Here is an 18,262-nt window from a genome sequence, read left to right on the forward strand (position 1 = left end):
GCCGTTGAAATCCAGGAATCCGATCGCCCCGCCGTAGATGCCACGGGATTCGGGTTCCATTTCATTGATGATTTGCATGGCGCGAATTTTCGGCGCACCGGAAAGCGTACCGGCGGGGAAGACGGACATCATGGCGTCCACGGCGTGAAGTCCCGCCTTGAGGCGGGCCTGTACGATGGAAACGATGTGCATGACATGGGAGTAGCGTTCGATCTGCATGAACCGCGGTACCGAAACGCTGCCGGACTCGCTGATACGCCCCAGGTCGTTTCGTCCGAGATCGACGAGCATCACGTGTTCGGCGATCTCCTTCTGGTCGGCGAGCAGGTCTTTCTCCAAGGCCAAGTCGGATTCCAGATCGGAGCCGCGCGGCCTGGTACCCGCGATCGGTTTGGTGGTGAGCAATCCTTGATCGAGAGTCACCAGCGACTCCGGTGATCCACCGACGATGACCCGGCCTTCCTGTTTAAGGTAGAACATGTAGGGGCTGGGATTGATTTGCCGCAGCACGCGGTAGATGGCGAAGGGATCGGCCGGGAAGTCCCGTCGAATGGCACGCGACAACACCACCTGAAAGATGTCGCCCTCGAGGATGTAGCCCTTGGCGGTTTGGACCATGGCCCGGAAGGCCTCATCGGTGATGTTGGACTGCCACTTGGACCAATCGACACCTTCGGTGGTGACCGGCATGGCGTCGTTGGCCACGCTGAACACCTTGATTTTGGTCAGGGCCTCCTGAAGCTGGACGTGGGCCAGATTCCGGGCAGCTCTTTCGTCACCTGCCACGACCTGATGGCAGATGAGCGTCACCACGTGATTGAGATGATCGAAAATCAGCAGGAACTTGGGCATCATCAAGTAGATCCACGGCGCCGCATCCGGTTTGCGTGGACCGATATCCTCGATCAGCCGAATCGACTCGTAGCCGAAATGACCCACCAGGCCGCCGCGCGCATTGGGAATGTCCTGTTCGTCCACCATGACGATGCGCTCCATCAGGGTCTTGATCGCTGCCAGAGGCTCGTCGGTATCGGTGGCCACATCCACGATGCCGCACACTTTGAAGTGGGGTGCGGCGTAGGAAATCTTCAGCAAGGGATCCCAACCGATGAAACTGTAGCGACCACTGTGTTGGCCGTGTTCCACGCTTTCGAGAATGAATCCATCGGATTTTTCGTAGGCCAGTTTGAGGTAGAGGGAAACGGGCGTTTCGCAATCCATGCGGAACTTGGCGGAAACGCTCACCATCCGGCAATCGGCAGGCAATTGAACTTGTGTTTGACTCATGTTTGGGTAGCCCTATCCTGAAAATGAAAATTGTCGAGCAGGCGATCACAACAAGCGCAAAAGAAATTGGGGCCCATTCTAGCCAGTGCCCCTCGAGAAATGCAAACATTGCCCCCTCGCACGCCGGGTCTTCTGGCTCGGCGAACTCGCGGACCTCACCATGCCGGCTCGTTCAAACCACCTCGATACAGTCATTTACTTGTTCACAAGCAGATCGCGGGTGAGATCGGTAAAACACCGAACGTGAACCGCCCCGGGTATCGGGCCACCTAAGACACCGCCGGCGGGACCACACCGTCGTGAACATCCGCTGGCCGATACGACGAGCGAGGGATCGTCCGCATATCGGTCGAGGTTGCGGGCGCGCTCTCGAGAATCACACGGAACCCTCACGGAAATCTCGAAACAACCCGGGCCGCCCGCGCCTGCCTGTCCAGGAAAGCGCGCGACACCGAAGCCGTGTCATCGGCCTTCACTCGGCCGATCGGAGCCGCGAGCCGTCGCACGAGAAACGAAAGTACGGCACCGTTTCGGGACGCGAATGCTATTTGGCGGCTTGTCGCTTACCGCTCTTTTTGGGAGCCGGTTTGGGCTGGCGGGTGGACACCAAATGATCGACCAGGAGGGCCAAACCGAAAATGGGGAACCCGGCCCAATAGCGGAGAATGAAGGTATCGAACGCCGCGACGTTCTCCACGATGGTGTACCAGGTGGTCGGTTCCCAGAACATGCCCACCTGACCGGCCAGATCGGGTCCGATTTTCATTTGGTAGAGCTGGAGCGAGGCGTGAAAGCAGTGGTACATCCAAGTGAAGAGAAAACACCAGGCGGCCAGCCGAAAAAACGATTTCCAATTCTCGCGAGGGAGTAGGGCCAGCAGGGTGATGACCTCGACGACGCTCATGTTGAGAAGGTTGATGGGGAATTTGAGCTGGGCGGAACCGCCATGTTCGAGAACCACGTCCATCAACAATGCCGCGGACTCGGTGCTACCGGACTGAAATTGGATATCACCCAGAAACCAGGCCATCTTCAACGGCACGGAAACGAAGGGGCCCCAGAGATTGAGGCCACCGAAATACCAAAACGACAAAAATAGGGTCGACGCAAGCAATCCCCATGTGAACAAGCGCTTTATCAAAAGGGGAAGGTGTTGGTACAGTTGATCTCTATTCATGTTTTGACCCTAAGAAAAGGAAAATCCAGTTATTCAATCACATCCATGGGGCACGCACAATCACTTGGCCGGCAGTCCATCCGGTTCGGTTTCCACCAGCGGCGACTTGCTCACCTGATGCGCACAAAAGATAAAAATGCCGAGGGTCATGATGACGAGCGCGTAGTTCCAAAAGGTCTCGTGGAAAAACACGAAGGTCTCGCTGGAGTAGTTGGACCCGATGATGAAGAGGCTCACCAAACGCATTTGGTTGACCGTGTGGAACAGGGTCAAGCCGACGAGCATCCAGCCCATCTTGCGCCACCAGGGGATTTGAATGGCGATGAAGGCCATCAGAAACACGATCGACTCGTAGATGCCGTTGCAGTTGTTGCGGACTTCCATTCGAAAATACTTGGTGGCGGGATCCTTGGAACTGATGAGGTTCCCCTTCTGCTCGTTGGGAAACCCGATCACCCCGAGTACTTTGGCCGCCACATAGGTTTCGGCGACCGTAATCGGCAGGATCACGTGCTCGGCGACCTTCTCGTTGTAGACAAGTTTGAAAGAGACGATCAAACCGATGGTGAATATCAGAACAAATTTGATTTCCTGGCGATAATCCTTGAGAAACGCTTGAAATTTGCTCTGTTTTTCTTGCTGACTGATCATACAACCACACCTGGTGTTTTCATGTTTTTACTGATTTAACGATTTACTGAATATCCACTTGAAACGGCATGAGCGCGAGGGTCTGCCACTGCCCATCGGTCTTGCCGGCGAACAGGTCCCAAACGAGACGGACTTCCCGGGGCAGTATATCGCGAAATACTTGGGCGCGCGTTTGAACTCCTTGCCCCTGGAGAAAGCTCCAATAATCATCCTGCAAAGGATAATTGATGACCGCGTAGGAATCCAGCCCCGCTTTGTCGGCGGCGATCTCGACCGCGCGATCCAGGCCACCCAGGTGGTCGACCAACTGGCGTTCCTGAGCGTCGCGCCCCAACCACACGCGGCCACGGGCATTGGGCTCCAAAGTGTCGAACATCTGCTTGCGCGAGTCGGCGGCCTTTTGCACGAACGATTCGTAGGCCTGGCGGGTGCGGGTGCGGAACCCTTCGATCTCCGCTTCGGTCAGCGGCCGATGAGGATCGAAGAAATCGGCACTGTCGGCCGTTTTCAGAACCTCGACGTTGACCAGGATCTTTTCGTAGAGCTGTTGGAAATCCACGCGCATGGTGACGACGCCGATGGAACCCGTGATGGTCGTGGGCTGGGCCACGATTTCATCGCAGGCCATGGCCATGTAGTAGCCGCCACTGGCCGCGACGGTCCCCATCGAAGCGATGACGGGCTTCTTGAATTCGGTCCTCGTCCGTTGGATTTCGCGCCACATGACATCGCTGGCCAGGTGTGACCCGCCCGGAGAATCGACGCGAAGGACGATCGCCTTGACGTTGTCGTTCTCCCTGGCCGCCTCGAGCTGACGAATGAAATCGGCGGAAGCCACCACGTCATCGCCGAAAAAGCCCTTGCGCTGGCTGCCGGACTGGATGCTGCCGCGGGCATAGATGACCGCGATCGAGGGCCCACCCCCAAATCCGAGGACGCCGTTGGAGAGCGCGTAACTTCCGGCCGACACGAAATGCGGTCGGGCGTCGTCGTTCAATCCCAGTTTTTCCGCGAGGCCGGCCTCCACCTCGTCCTGGTATCTCAAGCCGTCGAGAAGACCCTCGGACACCCCCGTGGTGGGGTCGAAAATCCCGGTGTTGATCATTCCGCGCAGGTCTTCGACCTCGATACCGCGCCCGTCGTGAACCGCATCCAGGAAGGTCGATTCGAGTCCTTCGAGCAGGGCGGTCATCGCCACGCGGTTGGCCTCGCTCATCTCGGTGCGGCGATAGGCATCCGCGAAGGACTTGTACTCACCGAACGCTTCCACGTGCACTCGCACGCCGAACTTCTCGAGAAGTTCCGCATAGAAACTGGTGCGCGACATGAAGCCGTCCAGCAGCAGGACGCCTTCGGGAACCATGTAAATCTCGTCCGCGGCACTGGCCAGATAGTATTCGCGCTCCTGCCAGAGCTCGCCGAAAGCGACGATCCACTTGCCCTTTGCGCGAAACGCGGCGAGCACATCGCGCATTTCCTCGGCCTGGGCCCATCCCAAATTGGAAGGGCCGAGCTGGAGAAGAATGCCCTCTACTTTCGGATCCGAAGCGGCGCGCTCGATGCCGCGCACGAGCGCGTGAAAATGAACCGGCTGCTTTTCCATGAAAGCCTGAAAGGGCGACGGTGGCTCGTACTCGGGAATCAGGCCACCCACGTTCAAGCGAAGGACCGTATTGGCCTTGACCTTGACCGGCTTCTTGCCCGGAAAGGTAAGCAGCAGGATGCTGGCGCCACCGATCACCATCAGCAGAATCAAAAAGGTTCCGGCCAATAACAAGGGCATTATCGATTTGCTTTTCCTCGGCCGTGGCGCTGGGCGCGGCGGTCGGGGCTTGGGCGTTGCTGGCGTTTCTGGATGGCTCATCGACTCCCCCTACCTGCTGGCAATGTGGTGACGGAACGGTTCTCTCGCAGCTTGGGCCATCGGCTCCGAGGTAGGCCTTCCTCACCAAAAACGATCATCCGGCTTGCTTCACCGTTTCGTAATCCGGCATCTCGAACGGCTGTTGCTCCATTTCGGCGGCAAAAGTGTTCATATCTCGAACGGCGCGGCGGACGTATTCCAGTCTTCTTTCCTTCTTCTTCATACGACGATTATGAACCAAAGGCGCCATAATGCCGAAGTTGATATTCACCGGGTTCAGTTTGTCATGGCCTTCGAAGGAAACGTAGTGGGCCAGCGCACCCATGGCGGTAGTCGCCGGAAAAGGCACCATGGGCTTGCGCGCGAGGAAGCGACTCATCTGGATGGCGGCCATCAGTCCGGAGGCGGCCGATTCCACGTAACCCTCCACCCCGCTGATCTGGCCGGCCAGGAACAAATCGTGGCGCTTCCGAAACTGCAGGGTGGGTTTGAGGTGCTTGGAACTGTCCACGTAGGTATTGCGGTGGATCATGCCGTAACGAACGAATCGGGCCTTTTCCATGCCGGGCAGGGCGGATAGAATGCGCTTCTGCTCGCCCCATTTCAACTGGGTCTGAAAACCGACGAGGTTCCAATGTGAGCGGGCAAAATTGTCCTGGCGTAACTGAATGACGGCGTATGGTTGCCGACCCGTACGAGGATCGACAAGTCCCACTGGCTTCATCGGGCCAAATCGCAAGGTATCGACACCGCGATCGGCCATCACTTCAATCGGCAAACAGCCCTCGAAAAAGATCATTTTCTCGTGCTTTTTAGGCACTACGCGTTCGCCGGTGACGACACTCCGATGAAATTCGAGATATGCTTCTTCATCGAGAGGAATGTTCAGGTAATCCGCGCCACCGCCTTTGTTATAGCGAGACTGAAAAAAAACGACGTCCAAGTTGAGGGAGTCGTATTCGACGACGGGTGCGATGGCATCGTAGAAGTAAAGGGCGTCGTCGCCCACGAACCGGTAGAGATCCTTGGACAGGGCATCGGAACACAGGGGACCGGCGGCCAGGATGGTCGGTCCGTCGGGTATGGCCGCGACTTCTTCGCGCACGATTTCGATGAGCGGGTTTTCGTTCATCGCCTCGGTGATGACCTGGCTGAAGCGCTCGCGGTCCACGGCCAAGGCGCTCCCCGCAGGTACCGAACTCGCCCGCGCGGCGCGAATGACGAGCGAATCCCATCCGGCCATTTCCCGCTTGATGAGGCCGACCGGATGAAAGGGATCGTCCGATCGCAGGGAGTTGCTGCATACCAACTCGGCGAAGTCGGAGGTCTTGTGAACATCGGTGTCCACGTTCGGGCGCATCTCGAAAAGGCGAACGGCAATGCCACGGCGCGCCAATTGATGGGCCGCTTCCGTTCCAGCCAGCCCCGCTCCGATGATGGTTACTGGTTGAGACAACGTCAACTCCTGCTTCGGCGCCCGAAGCGGGCGACCGAAAGGGTCAAATGATCAGGGTCCGAGACTCGATACCAGTCGCATCGCGCGATGGGATCGGTCGCTCAAACGTCCACCGCGACGAGCTGGTCTTCCTCGACCCATGCCTCGAAAACGGCGACGCCACCCTCGAGGTCCTTGAAGGTGAGCCCCACTTTTTGGGCGTCGGCCGGATTGCGGCTCTGGATGCGAATGCGCTTCCCCGAGCGCTCGACGGCTTGAACCGTGACACCTTTGTAAACAACGATCTGTTGACTCATTTTCGCTTCACCGAAATGTCGAAGATATCCATGACCACCAGCCAATTGATCATGCCGGCGATCAGGAAATACGTCGTTCCGTAATCGTAGGACGCGTTGAGCGGGGATCCGCGATCCAACCCCAACTTCGCCAGGAAGTAGGGAATCCCCATGCCGGATTGGCAAATCGTGCCCAACATGCGGATCTTGCCTTCGGTCGTCAGCTCGTAGAGATCTCCACCCAGGAGAAACGCAAAAAAGTAGGCCGTATAGAGACAGACCGAAATGAGAACCGCCGATTTCTTGCGGTCGAGTAACCAATAACCAAGTCCGGGAACCAACCAGGCCAAAAAACAATTCTTCAGCGTTTGCGGGGCTAGTACCAGCGATGGATCGTAACGCGGCATCAATTCTTCACGCTCAGCCAAGAAAAGCTCCCTGAAACGTCGATAGGGGAATCAAGAAATGGCTCTCGATCCCCTAGCGCGCCGCCCGAGAACGCGGGTCACCCGCATTCCCGGCGCTGCATTAATCGGTAGTGTACGGCAAAAGGGCGATGTGACGCGCCCGCTTGATGGCGGTCGCCAACATGCGCTGGAACTTGGCGCTGGTGCCCGTTTGACGGCGAGGTGCGATCTTGCCGCGCTCCGGGGTAAAGCTGCGAAGCAATTCCACATCCTTAAAGTCGATGTAGTCGATCTTCTCGGCCTTGAACTTACAGAACTTGCGCTTCCGGTAGTAAAACTTGCGCTTGCCGCGACGGTCGGGGCGACCACCGCCGGGTCCACCGGGACGACCACCGCCTTGACGGCCCCCCTGAGGTGGGCGATCGTTGCGTTCTCCGCCGCGGGAATCGTGACGTTCACCGCCAGCGGCGGGTCTTGCCTCTCGGTTGGCAACTTCACTCATTAAACCTTCTCCTAGTTATCCGAAGATGCTTTTCTGGCCTTGCGCTTCTGACGCGCTTCTTGTTTGGCCTGGCGCTTTGCAGTGCCTTTTTGGATCAATTTCTTTTTGCGCTCGGTTTTGACCGTCAAAAACTTGATGATGGACTCATTCAAACGGTACTGGCGCTCCAACTCTTTAATGATGTCGCCGGGAGCTTCCATTTCAAAGATGGTGTAGATCCCATCGCGGAACTTCTTGATTTCGTAAGCGAGCTGGCGTCGTCCCCAGCGAATGGTGTTGTGTACAGTCCCACCGTTTTTGGTGATGACTTCCTCGAAATGACCGACCAACTGTTCGTAAGCTTCGGGAGCCACGGTCGGTGCCGAGATAAAAACAGACTCATAGGTGTTCATTAGACTGAAAATGCCTCCAGACGGAATTTAAAAGCTGTATTCCCGAGTGGTTACGGAGGAACACGGGCGCCGCTGGGCGCAGCGCCCATTTTGGCAAAGGCCTCCATTCTATCCCAAAAGGGGAGCGATGACAACCGCAACTACGGACATCAGCTTGATCAAAATGTTGAGTGACGGGCCCGCGGTGTCCTTGAACGGATCGCCCACGGTGTCGCCGATCACGGCAGCCTTGTGCTTTTCGGATCCCTTGCCGGCAATCTGCTCACCGGCCGAGTTTTTATCCTTGGGTTCTTCCTCGATCTGCTTCTTGGCGTTATCCCATGCACCGCCGGTATTGGACATGAAGATGGCCATCAAGACGCCGCACACGGTGGCGCCGGCCAGGAGTCCGCCCAACATCTGCGGGCTGCCCAGGAAGCCGACGAGCACGGGGGTCACGACGGCGATCAAACCGGGCAGAATCATCTGGCGAATGGCGGCCTGAGTCGAGATATCGACGCACTTGGCGTACTCGGCCTCGGCCTTGCCTTCCAGCAGGCCCTTGATCTCGCGGAACTGGCGGCGAACTTCCTCGATCATTTCGTTGGCAGCCAGGCCCACGGCCTTCATGGCCATGGCGGAGAACAGGAACGGCAGCATGCCGCCCAGGAACAGGCCGATGGTGACTTGGGGATTGGTGATATCCAGTTCGAGCTTGAAACCACCGCCGACTTTGGCTTCGACGGCAGCGCGGAAGGCCGCGAACAGGGACAGTGCGGTCAGAGCGGCCGAAGCGATGGCGAAACCCTTACCGATGGCGGCGGTGGTGTTACCGACGGCGTCGAGGTTGTCGGTGCGCTCGCGAACCTCGGGCGGCAGCTCACTCATTTCGGAGATACCGCCGGCGTTGTCGGCGATCGGGCCGTAGGCGTCGACGGCGAGCTGGATACCGGTGGTGGAGAGCATGCCGAAGGCGGCGATGGCGATGCCGTAGATCCCGGCCAGGTGGAAAGAGACCCCGATGGCGACCGCAATGTAGATCACGGGCAGCGCGGTAGAGCGCATGCCCACCCCGAGACCGGAGATGATGTTGGTCGCGGGCCCCATCTTGGAGCTGTCGACGATTTCGTTGACCGGGCTCTTGTTCTTGGCACAGTAGTACTCGGTGGTGAAGCCGACGGCGAGACCCGCGGCCAGACCGACCAGCGTGGCCAGGAACAGATCCATGGTCGTGACCGGATCTTCGAAGTTGGCGAACTGGAAGCCCTCGCCGACGAATTGTTGAATGATGAAGTAGGAAAGAATCGTCATCAGAACGGCGGCGGTCAGGGTGCCGATGTTGAGTGCCGTTTGCGGGTTACCGCCCTCGGAGGTGCGTACCAGGAAAGTACCGACGATCGAGACGACGATGCCCACCGCAGCGAGCGACATGGGCAGGAACACCGAATTCAGGGCCTGGGTGGCATCGGTCAGGTAGACCGAACCGATGACCATCGCGGCGATGATGCAGCCGACGTAGGATTCGAACAGGTCGGCGCCCATGCCGGCCACGTCACCCACGTTGTCACCCACGTTGTCGGCGATGGTGGCCGGGTTACGCGGATCGTCCTCGGGAATGTCGTTTTCGACCTTACCCACCAAATCGGCGCCGACATCGGCGGCCTTGGTGTAGATCCCACCGCCCACACGCGCGAACAGCGCGATGGAGGAAGCACCCATCGAGAATCCGGTCACCACGCGGACGACCTTGGACAGGCTCGCATCGGCGCCCAAAACGGCGAAACCTTCGGGCATAAACAGCAACAACAGGAAGCCGAGTCCCAAAATGCCGAGACCGACCACACACATACCCATGACGGTTCCGCCGCCGAACGCGATCCCCAGCGCCTTGTTGAGGCTGGTGCGCGCGGCATTGGAGGTACGCACGTTGGCGGCGGTGGCGATACGCATCCCGAAAAAGCCGGCAAAGCCGGAGCACAGGGCACCGACGATGAAGCTCAACGCGATGAGCGCGCTGGATTCGGAATCACTGGCGTTTTGCCAAGCGAGCAAGATGGCGACGACCAGAACGAAGGCGGACAATACTTTATATTCACGAGCGAGGAAAGCCATGGCACCTTCGCGAATGTGACCGGCAATCTTGGCCATCTTCTCGGTACCGACTTCCTCCTTGTTCACCTGCATCGCTTTGAACCAGGCGAACCCCAATGCGACCAAACCCGCAGCGGGGAACAAATACAGCAATGTACTACTATTCAATTTCTTCTCCTCCCAATCTGGGCTCATGTTTCCGGCTTCCCTCAATGCGAGAAACATCGGCGGCCTTCGGATTGAAGCGACTCATGACATCCTTGAGCTGCTCGCCGTCCAACCAGGCCGTCACGGCCTCCACGGCGATATCGAACACGTCTCCCACGACGGCCAACTCGTCCTCGGAAAAACGTTCGAGGACGTAATCGACCAAAGGCATCTGAGAAATCGCCGGGGTTTGGATACCGATACGGAGTCGAGCAATCTCGGAAGTCTGAAGCGTCTCGATGATGTGGCGCATACCCTTTTGGCCACCGGCCGATCCGGAAGGCCGAAGCCGAATCCTGCCCAGCGGCAATGCCACGTCATCGTATGCGATAAGTATAGCCTCGCGTTCGAGCGGAATGCGCCGCAAAAAAGAGGACACGGCTTGTCCGCTCAAATTCATGTAGGTCAGAGGCTTCATAAAAAAAATGACCTGTTGCCCTTTTTCGCAGGACCACAGGTCATATTCGACGGAACCGGCCTGAGGTTCGGCACCGAGGCGCGCCATCATCCGGTCAAGCCATAGAAACCCGGCATTGTGCCGGGTCCAGACATAGCTGTGGCCCGGATTGCCCAGGCCAACAATCAATCGACGTTCCATAAAGCGGCGAGAGCCTTACGCTTCAGCGGACTCTTCATCTTCTTCATCGATGTCGCCCTTGTTGTCGGGCGCGTGGACGACGGCGATGACGCGTCGTTCATCCAAGCGATACTCGACGCCCTCCAACTTGGGAAGATCGGCAACCCGAATGGCGTCGTCCATGCCAAGCTCGGAAACATCGAGCTTCAGGGCGCCTGGCAGGAACTTGGGCAGGCAGGCCACTTCGATATCGTGACGCACGATGTTCAGCACACCGCCCTCTTTCACGCCCGTGGGCGTGCCGGAAACGACGATTTCGATGGTCGCGGATACTTCCTTCTCCATGTCGATGCGAATAAAATCCACATGGATCATGCGACCGGTCACGGGATGACGGTCCACGTCCTTGATCATGACGTGACGGGTTTGCTCACTGTTCTCCAACCGCAGGTTGACAACCGAGTTCAAACCTTTTTCGGAATGAATGATATGGCCGAGCACTTTGGGCTCGACCGAAACGGGGCTGGGATCGACGTTCATGCCGTAAACGACGCTGGGAACCATGCCGCGTCTTCTGAGGCGCTTGGTTTCTTCTTTCCCCAGCATCTCTCGGGGGTAGACAACGATTTCAGGAATACTGGTCATTTTGGGATCTCCCTCACTTTTGCCTTATCTGTATATGGGTACCGTGAGCCGGTCACCGATCGCTATGTGGACTCGACTCAGCCGTTTCGGTCACCAGGGCCCGTCAGCGTCAGTCGAACAGAGTGCTGATCGAGCTTTCCTCGTGAATCCTAATGATCGCCTCGCCAAGCAGGCCGGCAATAGAGACCACTTCCAGTTTGCTTCGGTAAGGAAGATCTTCCCGCAAGGGGATGGAATCGGTGATAAAAACCTTTTTCAAAACCGATTTCTCTATACGCTCGGCAGCCGGATCCGAAAGAACGGGATGGGAACAGGCGGCGTAAACGCTGGTTGCGCCCGCGTCTACCAAGGCTTGGGCGGTTTGGGTCAACGTACCGGCCGTGTCGATGATGTCGTCGATAATGATGCAATCGCGCCCGCGAACTTCGCCGATAATGTGCATCACTTTGGATACATTGGCCTTTTCACGACGCTTGTCGACAATGGCCAGACTGGCATCCAGTCGCTTGGCCACCGCGCGTGCGCGCTCGACGCCGCCGGCATCCGGGGCCACCACGACAAAATTGCGCTCCAGTCGCTGGATGTGCTCCAGCAAGACGCGCGAGGCGTAGAGGTGATCCACGGGAATATCGAAAAAGCCTTGGATCTGATTGGCGTGCAGATCCATGGTTAATACGCGGCTGGCTCCGGCAGTCAACAACAGATCCGCCACCAGCTTTGCGGAGATGGGCACCCGCGGCTTGTCTTTGCGATCCTGGCGGGCGTAACCGAAATAAGGAATGACCGCGGTGACCCGCGAAGCGGAAGCGCGCTTGAACGCATCGAGCACGATCAGCAGCTCCATCAAACTGTCGTTGACGGGATTGCAAGTGCTCTGCACGATGAAAACATCGCCGCCGCGCACGTTCTCGCAAACTTGGCAAGAAACCTCGCCATCCTTGAAACGGCCCAGTTCCATCTCGCCGATCTCGACGTTCATGGAATCGCCGATTTTTTTAGCCAAGGCGGGGCTTGACGTCCCCGAAAACAACAAAAGCTCGCCAGCCTGGTGCTTCATGAAAACCATTCCTTCTCAAAAATGCCAAAAATCAACGTCGCCTGCTGTTCCCGGAATGTGAGGAAAAAGCGCAACAGTCTATCGGGATGGCCAGCATCAACGCACACCTAAAATAAAAATGGCTGGGGAGGAAGGATTCGAACCCTCGAATGGCTGGACCAAAACCAGCTGCCTTGCCGCTTGGCGACTCCCCAACTTTTTTTAATCAAAAAACCGTGTTTTAGACCCGATAGATCACCTTCGCGATCACACGACGCGTATAATGCCTGAAACAGTGCTAAGGCGTCAACACTTTATTCAAAAAAAGATTCATAAATTCCTCATGATTGAACCGAAGCTCCCACACCGGTTTTCGGCAAGTGACTGAAAACCCTTAGCGCCCAATGCCTGACTGGCGATCCGCGGGCTTCGGCCAGCGTCGAAACGGGACCGTTTTGAGATCAAAACGGGCGGCAATCGCCTCCTGTTCCCGGTCGAGTCGCGATCGATCGGTGAACCACACCAAGGTGGATCCGGAGCCGGTCATGAAAAGCGATTCCCCGGTTTCGCGGCAGGGCCAGGCTTCACGGATTTCGGCCAATCGGGGAAAGAGCCGGCAAGCGGGGGCGAAGAGGTCGTTCTCACCGATCGCCGGTACCGCATGGGGAGCCGCATTCTCGTGGGCTGGATCCGAGGGACCCGCCGCCAGCTCGCGAAACACCGGCCCGGTGGGCACACCAAAATCGGGAATCAGCAGAAATCCCCCGTCGAAAGGCAGCTCGTGCACGACAGGTCGCAGGCGTTCGCCCACGCCGCGGGCCTCGCACATGCCCCCTTCCAAAAAAAAGGGAACATCGGCGCCGAGGGTCAAGGCCATGGCCCGCAGATCCTCGTGACCGAAGGGGTATTGGTGGGCCTCGTTCAGAAGAGCCAGGGCGCCGGCGGCATCGGAAGAGCCACCACCCAAACCACCTCCGGCGGGAATTCGCTTGCGCAGCGAGAAGCGACCGCCGATCGGTCGACCCAGCCGGTCGCCGAACAGTCGCGCCGCTTTGAACACCAGGTTTTCTTCCACGGCCCCCAGCGCGGCACCGGCGATTTCCAGTTCCAGCTCACCGGATCCGGGCTCGTAGACCAGGGTGTCGTGCACATCGATTTCCTGAAACAGCGTCCACAACTCGTGATAACCGTCCGGTCGACGACCCAACACCTTGAGAAACAGATTGATCTTGGCGCGACACTCGCGTCTCATGAATGCTCCTTCCCTACCCTGCACGAAGCCCGGTCAGTCCAAATGCCAATAGAGCTCCAAATCTCCCAGGGGCTTGATCTCGAGCCGATCGCTCAGGCGCGCTTCCAAAATCCGTTTGGAGTAGCGGTTCTTGTACTTCATGCGTTTGACGCGCCAGCGAATGGTCCATTCCTGTTCGCGGTGGTTCAGGACGTACCATTTATCATCGCGAGAAAAATCCCAGGCCGGATGGCCCGGCCAGATGCCTTCCACGAGCAGCGCGAGCCACTGGTCGCGATGGAGCGAGGGTCCGTCGGGAAACAAACGCACGGCTTGCCCGGCGGGTCCCACGAAGGCCAGGTCGTCTTTCGGCAGGGTCAACACATCGCGCTCCGGTTCGGCCCAATAGGTGAACAGCGTACCGGACGGGGCTTTGCGACAATGAATGGAAAAGCGGCCGTCCTCCAGTTTGTGCAGGGCCAATTGCGCCGAAACGCGGCGTTCGGTCCCCTTGAACTCGAAATCGTAGGTGACCTGAAGCAGGGAAGGCAGGGGATCCGCGAACCACAACAGCGGTAAAAGGTAAAACATATGACTCCGAAACGGGGGGCGACGACCGGGCCGCGAAACACGCCAAGGGTCGCGCGTTTTCGCGACCCAAAGGGAAACGGCCGAACTCTCCCCTTCCTCGATTTCGACCGGCACGAGCGCCGGAAGAACCCATTCATGTTCTCACAGTTCCCGGTGCGCCAGCCCATACATAATAGAAGAAGGATCACCCGAGGCCGATCTTAACGAGCGCAAACCGTCTTCGCCGCCGTGCGTCCGCAGCCGGTCTCAGGGATCGAGCTTGTCCAACAGACGAAAGAAATGGCTTCCGGATATATCCATCGCCTTGCTCCAGCACGCAAACGCCTCTTCGTGTTTGCCCCGCGCCATCAGCACTTCCCCGAGGTGATCGAGCTTTTCGGCGTCGTCGGGCTCCAGTTCCAGAGCCTGACGCAGGGTCGCCTCCGCCTCTTCCAACAAGCCCATCTTGAATTGAATCCACCCCAGGCTGTCGAGGTACGAGGAGTTCTCGGGCTGCTCGGACAGGGCCGAGCGCACCAGCGCCTCCGCCCTCGGCAGTTGTTCGCCGGCATCACCGAGAAAGTAACCGAAATTGTTGCGAATGGATACGTCGTTGGGCTGTGTGACCATCAGCGACTCGTAGAGTTCGAAGGCCTTGGCAGGGCGCCCGCTGAGAATCCAGGTGTAGGCGACATTTTCCTTGAGGTAGTCCGGCAAATCGTACTCGGGATAGAAATCGTTCACCAACTGCATGGCACCGGCCCAGTCTTCGCGGGCCAGGAAGTGATCCATGCCGTTGCGCACCGCGATGGGCAGGGCTCCCAAACACTCGATATCCTCTTTCATGTTGCGCAGGTAGTTGTTGGTGGGGTCACTCGCGATGAGTGTCTGAAGCAAGGGATCGCCCTCTCCGGACAAGACCTGCGCCAATGCCGCCAACAGGAACCAACTGGGATTGGCCTCCACCTCCGTCTGGTGCTCGCGATAGAGCTCCATGACCTGGGCCCACTCCTTCAAAAGAAACGAGGCCTCGAGGGCGTGCTCCAGAAAGAGCGACTTCATGTGCTCCCGACTGGGATCGTCGAGGGCGGTCATGGCCCGGAGCGACACGAACGAATAATTGCCGAGCTCCATGTTGGCGTGGATGTGATAGCGGAAATAATCGTGGCTGCGTTCCTGCCACGGCAAGAACTCGAGGACCTGCAGGGCCACCTGGAAGCGCTCCACCCGCAGGAAGCGCAAGGCGACCTGGATCAGCAAGCGGGTGTTGGAGCCGAGCATCGAAAGTTCTTCGACGTTGTCCTCGGCAGGTTCGAGCAATGCCTCGAGAAAGGCGACATTCAAATCCACGGGCGGCTTGCCTGGCCAGGCCTCTTCCATGCGCAGGCGCTGAAAGCGTTGATAGTGACGAAGGGCCGTGCGCACCTGGTTGGTGTTCTCGAAACTCTGCCCGGCGTAATAGTAGGCCCAGGTATTGTTGGGATCGGTTTCACAAACCCACGCGAAGGCCCGCGACGCATCCATGAAACGCTGTTTACTCCAAAACCAACGACCCAGATCGAAATAGGCGTCCAACAGAATGTTGACGGCGTCTTCCATCGGCTCGAGCAGGGTGATCGCGCGTCGCAACAGAAGCTCAGGATCCTCCGCCTCGGTGAACTCGCTCCATCGCGCTTCGCTTACCAGAAGCGAACCCATCATGAGTGGAAAGCGGTAATCCGAAGGAAACCGATCCATGGCCGACTTGAGATCCGCGAGAAAAGAAGCCTGATCCGAGGTTTCCAAGGGACCGCCTTGTTCGAGGCGTTCGAGGCCCAAGATCAGGAGCTGGTGCACCGCCTCGGGACTGTCGGGTGCCATCCGCACGGCCTCTTCGGCAAAGGCGACGGCAATGTCCAAATCACCCAACTGACGCGCATATTCGGCCTTGAGCAACAGCCCCAAAACCTTTTCCCGAACTTCGTGAACGGCCACCTCGGGCCCCGCAAGCATCGGGGCAGCCACCAGCGGCGACGCCCAAGCCGAGCAAAAACCGCTCATCAGGCACAACGCCGCCCAGAACCGCAACAGCCCGAGTCCCGGGATATCGATCAACGCCTGCCTCATGAACACCGCCTCTCGCGTACCGCTCTGAACGTCCTCCGGCCGGATTCCTTTAGGACAAAAGCTCCACCAACTCGTCGTAGGCCGAAACCAGATGCTGCCGATCCACACCTTTGACGATTTCTATCTCACCAGGTGCGAAGGGCACGATCCAGGGGATCTGACCGGCCACTCCCTTTTTGTCGATCAGGGTGAGATCCAAAACGGCCTCGCGATCCCAGGCACGCGGGTCGAAACCGGGTAACCGCGTACGCACGGTTTCGGCCAGACCACGCCATTCGTGTCGACCGCCCAGGCGTCGACCCAACAGGACCGCGAACAGAAGGCCGATCCCGACCGCCTCTCCGTGAAGGAAACACTGATAGCGCGTATAACTTTCCAAAGCATGCCCCAACGTGTGCCCGAGATTGAGCAGACGTCGTTTGCCGCGCTCGAGCGGGTCCTCACGCACGATGCGCGCCTTGACCGCCACCCCTTCGGCCAGCACCGCCATGTGGTCCTGCCAGCGTTCCGGTTGCACCGGTAGATCCATCGCCTTTGCCAGTAGTTCGGGCCCGTCCAACATGCCGTGTTTGAGAAATTCCATGTAGCCGGCATGGATTTGACGGATGGGCAAGGTGCTCAATACCGAGCTGTCGATGATCACGGCCCGCGGCTCCCAAAAATGGCCGACGAGATTTTTTCCGTGGGGCAGGTTGACCGCGGTTTTGCCGCCGATCGAAGCGTCCTGCTGCGCCAAAAGCGTGGTGGGTACGTAGATCCAGTCCATCCCGCGCATGTAACAGGAGGCGACGAAGCCGCTCAGGTCACCGACGACACCGCCACCCAACACCAGAAGCAGGCTGTGGCGGTCGGCCTTGTGGTCGGCCAGCCATTCCATCAGCTTGCCGAAGGTCTCCAAGTTCTTGGTGGCTTCGCCATCGGGCATCAGGTACAGGTGACGATCCTGGAAGGCGGGCGGCAGCACCGCGCGCAGGGCCTGGCCGTGAAAATCCCAGATGTTGGCCTGGCTGACCGCGAACACGGTGCTGTACGCATCGAGTGGCGTTGCGGTCAACGCTTCCGCAAAGCAGGCATGACCGAAAGAGATGCAGGATTGGTTCACGTGAAACTGTTGAAGGATCAAAGCTGCCCCCCCTCAAGCGGATACGGCGACACCGATCGATCGGCCCGGGCGGACCGGGGCGCCACCCGGTTCTGGCTAATCATAGAACGAAAAGGATCGGGGGACCCCATCTTATCTTTCATAACGCGTCATGTCTGCCGATCGACGCCTGAGTGAAACCGGGCCGAAGAATCGAGCGCCGGCCAACTGGAATCGGGAGAGAAAGGTGCGGGACTTTCTATAAGCCGAATTCTGTAACTCGCGAACGAGCCGGTTGCCATTCATCTGGGACAGCAATTACTCACTGCCTCTAGCGACTTACCCGGAAACCGGGAGCGGGCCACTCCCTGAGACCGAAGTCTCGTGTCTCCCTATTTAGTCTTGCTCCGCATGGGGTTTACCCAGCCACGAATATCACTACCCGTGCTGGTGGTCTCTTACACCACCCTTTCACCCTTACCGCCCCGAATCGAAACCCGGGGGTTGGCGGTCTACTCTCTGTTGCACTTGCCGTCGGTTTCACCCGCCTGGCCGTTAACCAGCATGCTGCCCTGTGGAGTTCGGACTTTCCTCGATGGGGGCCGGAAAGGCCCACACCGCGACAACCCGAAAATCCCGCGTCGGCCAGGATACCAGATCCGAATCGCCAGGGCCAGCCGGCCCTCACAGAAATCGCATGGTTTCTCTCGGCACCGCGCGATGCCGCC

17 protein-coding genes, 1 tRNA gene and 1 other RNA gene (1 of these 19 only partly in view) are annotated in these 18,262 nt (G+C 58.4%); all 19 read right to left on the minus strand.

The features are described 5' to 3' along the window. Positions 1-1,287: the 5' portion of an anthranilate synthase component I gene (gene trpE, locus J3U87_RS10790; RefSeq protein ID WP_237383048.1), read on the minus strand. 186 nt of this gene lie to the left of the window's left edge; 1,287 of the gene's 1,473 nt are visible here — the first part of the coding sequence; its start codon is at positions 1,285-1,287; the stop codon falls past the left edge of the window. Positions 1,288-1,831: 544 nt separating this feature from the next. After that, positions 1,832-2,464 carry a hypothetical protein gene (locus tag J3U87_RS10795; RefSeq protein WP_237383049.1) on the minus strand — a complete coding sequence of 211 codons (633 nt, stop codon included), beginning with the start codon at positions 2,462-2,464 and terminating at the stop codon, positions 1,832-1,834. A 60-nt stretch (positions 2,465-2,524) separates the two neighbouring features. Next, on the minus strand, positions 2,525-3,115 hold the full coding sequence (locus tag J3U87_RS10800) for an exosortase/archaeosortase family protein (protein WP_237383050.1): 591 nt from the start codon (positions 3,113-3,115) through the stop codon (positions 2,525-2,527). Between the two features lie 43 nt (positions 3,116-3,158). After that, positions 3,159-4,898, minus strand: a complete 1,740-nt coding sequence (sppA, locus tag J3U87_RS10805) for a signal peptide peptidase SppA (RefSeq protein ID WP_237383051.1) — start codon at positions 4,896-4,898, stop codon at positions 3,159-3,161. A gap of 175 nt (positions 4,899-5,073) precedes the next feature. Beyond that, complete coding sequence (gene trmFO, locus J3U87_RS10810; protein WP_237383052.1) at positions 5,074-6,435, minus strand: methylenetetrahydrofolate--tRNA-(uracil(54)-C(5))-methyltransferase (FADH(2)-oxidizing) TrmFO; 1,362 nt, start codon at positions 6,433-6,435, stop codon at positions 5,074-5,076. Positions 6,436-6,536: 101 nt separating this feature from the next. Further along, positions 6,537-6,731, minus strand: a complete 195-nt coding sequence (locus J3U87_RS10815; protein ID WP_237383053.1) for a hypothetical protein — start codon at positions 6,729-6,731, stop codon at positions 6,537-6,539. Next, positions 6,728-7,138 (minus strand): DUF6677 family protein, encoded by a 411-nt coding sequence (locus J3U87_RS10820; RefSeq protein ID WP_237383054.1) that lies wholly within the window; start codon positions 7,136-7,138, stop codon positions 6,728-6,730. Before J3U87_RS10820 ends, J3U87_RS10815 begins: the two co-directional genes overlap by 4 nt. A 100-nt stretch (positions 7,139-7,238) precedes the next feature. Further along, positions 7,239-7,619, minus strand: coding sequence for a 30S ribosomal protein S18 (rpsR, locus tag J3U87_RS35260; protein WP_420038263.1), 381 nt, complete (start codon positions 7,617-7,619; stop codon positions 7,239-7,241). A gap of 11 nt (positions 7,620-7,630) precedes the next feature. Continuing rightward, a complete protein-coding gene (gene rpsF / locus J3U87_RS10830; protein ID WP_237383055.1) occupies positions 7,631-8,011 on the minus strand; it encodes a 30S ribosomal protein S6 in 381 nt (126 codons plus the stop codon). Between the two features lie 108 nt (positions 8,012-8,119). Continuing rightward, complete coding sequence (locus J3U87_RS10835) at positions 8,120-10,276, minus strand: sodium-translocating pyrophosphatase (RefSeq protein WP_420038264.1); 2,157 nt, start codon at positions 10,274-10,276, stop codon at positions 8,120-8,122. After that, positions 10,242-10,874, minus strand: coding sequence for an aminoacyl-tRNA hydrolase (gene pth / locus J3U87_RS10840; protein WP_237383057.1), 633 nt, complete (start codon positions 10,872-10,874; stop codon positions 10,242-10,244). Before pth ends, J3U87_RS10835 begins: the two co-directional genes overlap by 35 nt. Before the next feature lie 27 nt (positions 10,875-10,901). Continuing rightward, positions 10,902-11,510 (minus strand): 50S ribosomal protein L25, encoded by a 609-nt coding sequence (locus J3U87_RS10845; RefSeq protein WP_237383058.1) that lies wholly within the window; start codon positions 11,508-11,510, stop codon positions 10,902-10,904. A 109-nt stretch (positions 11,511-11,619) separates the two neighbouring features. Beyond that, positions 11,620-12,567, minus strand: coding sequence for a ribose-phosphate pyrophosphokinase (locus tag J3U87_RS10850; RefSeq protein ID WP_237383059.1), 948 nt, complete (start codon positions 12,565-12,567; stop codon positions 11,620-11,622). Between the two features lie 119 nt (positions 12,568-12,686). Continuing rightward, a tRNA-Gln gene (locus J3U87_RS10855) sits at positions 12,687-12,761 on the minus strand. A gap of 179 nt (positions 12,762-12,940) precedes the next feature. Beyond that, entirely contained in the window at positions 12,941-13,798 is an 858-nt protein-coding gene (gene ispE, locus J3U87_RS10860; protein WP_237383060.1) for a 4-(cytidine 5'-diphospho)-2-C-methyl-D-erythritol kinase, read from the minus strand. Between the two features lie 33 nt (positions 13,799-13,831). After that, the gene (locus J3U87_RS10865; RefSeq protein ID WP_237383061.1) at positions 13,832-14,368 is read right to left on the minus strand and encodes a hypothetical protein; all 537 of its coding nucleotides are present in this window, start codon (positions 14,366-14,368) and stop codon (positions 13,832-13,834) included. 246 nt (positions 14,369-14,614) lie between these two features. Beyond that, positions 14,615-16,453, minus strand: coding sequence for a tetratricopeptide repeat protein (locus J3U87_RS10870; RefSeq protein ID WP_237383062.1), 1,839 nt, complete (start codon positions 16,451-16,453; stop codon positions 14,615-14,617). A gap of 49 nt (positions 16,454-16,502) precedes the next feature. Next, on the minus strand, positions 16,503-17,576 hold the full coding sequence (locus J3U87_RS10875; protein WP_237383063.1) for a 3-dehydroquinate synthase: 1,074 nt from the start codon (positions 17,574-17,576) through the stop codon (positions 16,503-16,505). Positions 17,577-17,780: 204 nt separating this feature from the next. Then, positions 17,781-18,173: RNase P RNA component class A (gene rnpB, locus J3U87_RS10880), an RNA gene on the minus strand. Positions 18,174-18,262: the final 89 nt, after the last annotated feature.

Source organism: Sulfidibacter corallicola (assembly GCF_017498545.1).
Classification (GTDB): domain Bacteria; phylum Acidobacteriota; class Holophagae; order Acanthopleuribacterales; family Acanthopleuribacteraceae; genus Sulfidibacter; species Sulfidibacter corallicola.

What these genes read in the sequence shown, in the direction of transcription:
- rpsR (WP_420038263.1), bottom strand. Translation starts at nt 7,619, where the DNA reads ATGAGTGAAGTTGCCAACCGAGAGGCAAGACCCGCCGCTGGCGGTGAA.
- J3U87_RS10800 (WP_237383050.1), bottom strand. Translation starts at nt 3,115, where the DNA reads ATGATCAGTCAGCAAGAAAAACAGAGCAAATTTCAAGCGTTTCTCAAG.
- ispE (WP_237383060.1), bottom strand. Translation starts at nt 13,798, where the DNA reads ATGAGACGCGAGTGTCGCGCCAAGATCAATCTGTTTCTCAAGGTGTTG.
- J3U87_RS10795 (WP_237383049.1), bottom strand. Translation starts at nt 2,464, where the DNA reads ATGAATAGAGATCAACTGTACCAACACCTTCCCCTTTTGATAAAGCGC.
- J3U87_RS10865 (WP_237383061.1), bottom strand. Translation starts at nt 14,368, where the DNA reads ATGTTTTACCTTTTACCGCTGTTGTGGTTCGCGGATCCCCTGCCTTCC.
- rpsF (WP_237383055.1), bottom strand. Translation starts at nt 8,011, where the DNA reads ATGAACACCTATGAGTCTGTTTTTATCTCGGCACCGACCGTGGCTCCC.
- J3U87_RS10850 (WP_237383059.1), bottom strand. Translation starts at nt 12,567, where the DNA reads ATGAAGCACCAGGCTGGCGAGCTTTTGTTGTTTTCGGGGACGTCAAGC.
- J3U87_RS10815 (WP_237383053.1), bottom strand. Translation starts at nt 6,731, where the DNA reads ATGAGTCAACAGATCGTTGTTTACAAAGGTGTCACGGTTCAAGCCGTC.
- sppA (WP_237383051.1), bottom strand. Translation starts at nt 4,898, where the DNA reads ATGCCCTTGTTATTGGCCGGAACCTTTTTGATTCTGCTGATGGTGATC.
- J3U87_RS10845 (WP_237383058.1), bottom strand. Translation starts at nt 11,510, where the DNA reads ATGACCAGTATTCCTGAAATCGTTGTCTACCCCCGAGAGATGCTGGGG.
- J3U87_RS10870 (WP_237383062.1), bottom strand. Translation starts at nt 16,453, where the DNA reads ATGAGGCAGGCGTTGATCGATATCCCGGGACTCGGGCTGTTGCGGTTC.
- J3U87_RS10835 (WP_420038264.1), bottom strand. Translation starts at nt 10,276, where the DNA reads ATGAGCCCAGATTGGGAGGAGAAGAAATTGAATAGTAGTACATTGCTG.